Genomic DNA, 1,428 nt, shown 5'->3' on the forward strand with positions numbered 1-1,428 from the left:
TGGTGTGACCCCAAAAAGTTGGACAGATTCAAAATTAAGTTTTTTGTACGAGAGCTCGGTATTCTACCGGGCTCTTTCCATTTAACCTGTTTTTTATTCTTTCATTGTTGTAGTAATGAATGTATTCTTTTAACGAAGTGATAAATTCTTCTGTAGTTTCAAAGCTCTCTCTGTACAGCAATTCTGTCTTCATAATACCAAAAAAGCTTTCGGCCAAGGCGTTATCTAAGCAATTTCCTTTTCTGGACATACTTTGAATAATTCCATTTTTTTCCAGAGCCTTTCTATATCCATAATGTTGATATTGCCAGCCTTGGTCAGAATGAAAAATAAGCCCCTTTGTATCTTTCACTTTATCAAAAGCCTCATATAACATTTCTTCTATCATCTGCATATTTGGACTTTTTGAAATACTATAGGAAATGATTTCCCCATTAAACATGTCAATTATAGGAGACAGGTAAATCTTCTCCCCTTTAATGTTCATCTGGGTGACATCCGTAGCCCATTTCTGATTAGGCAAACTTGCTTCAAAATCCCTTTCAAGTTCATTAGGGGCAATTTTGCCAACCTCGCCTTTGTATGATCGATAACTTACTTTCCTGATAGTGCATTTTAAGCCTAATGTTCCCATCAATTTTTGCACAGTCTTATGATTTATGTTATAACCCCGGTTCTTCATTTCGGCAGTGACTCGCCGATAACCATATCTGCCTTTATGCAGGTGGTATATACTTGCGATCTCTTCTTTTTCATGCTTGTACTTATCATCAGCATTCAGCCGCTTATGATGATAATAAAATACCGAACGAGCCATCTGTTTACAATCCAATAGAATTGCAATATCATGTTCCGGCCTTAGTTCTTCGATGGCTTTTGCCCACTCATACGTTCGCGGGCTTCTCTTTCCTGTACTAAGGCCTTGACTTTTTTTAATAGCGCGTTCTCTGCTCGCAAGCGGGCATTCTCCGCCTGGAGTTTCTCTAGTTCTGTTTCAGGTTCAAGTTTCTTTGATCTTCCCATGCCTTTAGGTGGTCGTCCACGGGGCTTTTGTTTGTATAGTACTGCGTAGCCTTCACCTCGTACTAATCTTACCCAGTTCTCTAAGGCACTTCTACTTACTTTACGTTCCAGAACAACCTGTCTTAAAGGTACACCTTTTTCTATAATGAGCCTTACAACTTCTTCTTTGAAATCAGAAGTAGACTTGATATTAGCTTGCTTGCGTAGCCCACTTTCACCATGGAGGTTATATTTCCGAACCCATTCCAATATCATGTCATCATCAATACGCCGTTCTCGGGATATCCAAAGAATCGGTGTCCCTTTTATCACTTGAGAAACTATATCGAGCTTCTCTTCAAATGTGTATTTTGCCATAAATGATAAACCCCAAAAGTTTTTGTCCAACTTTTGGGGTTCACTTCA

General features: G+C 38.9%; 2 protein-coding genes. Both read right to left on the bottom strand.

What is annotated here, in order from left to right; all coding sequences use genetic code 11:
• Window positions 1–34: 34 nt before the first annotated feature.
• Window positions 35–937 (bottom strand): IS3 family transposase, encoded by a 903-nt coding sequence (locus tag R2Q66_RS23850; protein ID WP_316753964.1) that lies wholly within the window; start codon window positions 935–937, stop codon window positions 35–37.
• Window positions 859–1,380, bottom strand: coding sequence for a helix-turn-helix domain-containing protein (locus R2Q66_RS23855; protein ID WP_316753961.1), 522 nt, complete (start codon window positions 1,378–1,380; stop codon window positions 859–861). Before R2Q66_RS23855 ends, R2Q66_RS23850 begins: the two co-directional genes overlap by 79 nt.
• Window positions 1,381–1,428 lie beyond the last annotated feature (48 nt).

Origin of the sequence: Pedobacter gandavensis (assembly GCF_032677645.1) — a bacterium.
GTDB lineage: Bacteria > Bacteroidota > Bacteroidia > Sphingobacteriales > Sphingobacteriaceae > Pedobacter > Pedobacter gandavensis_A.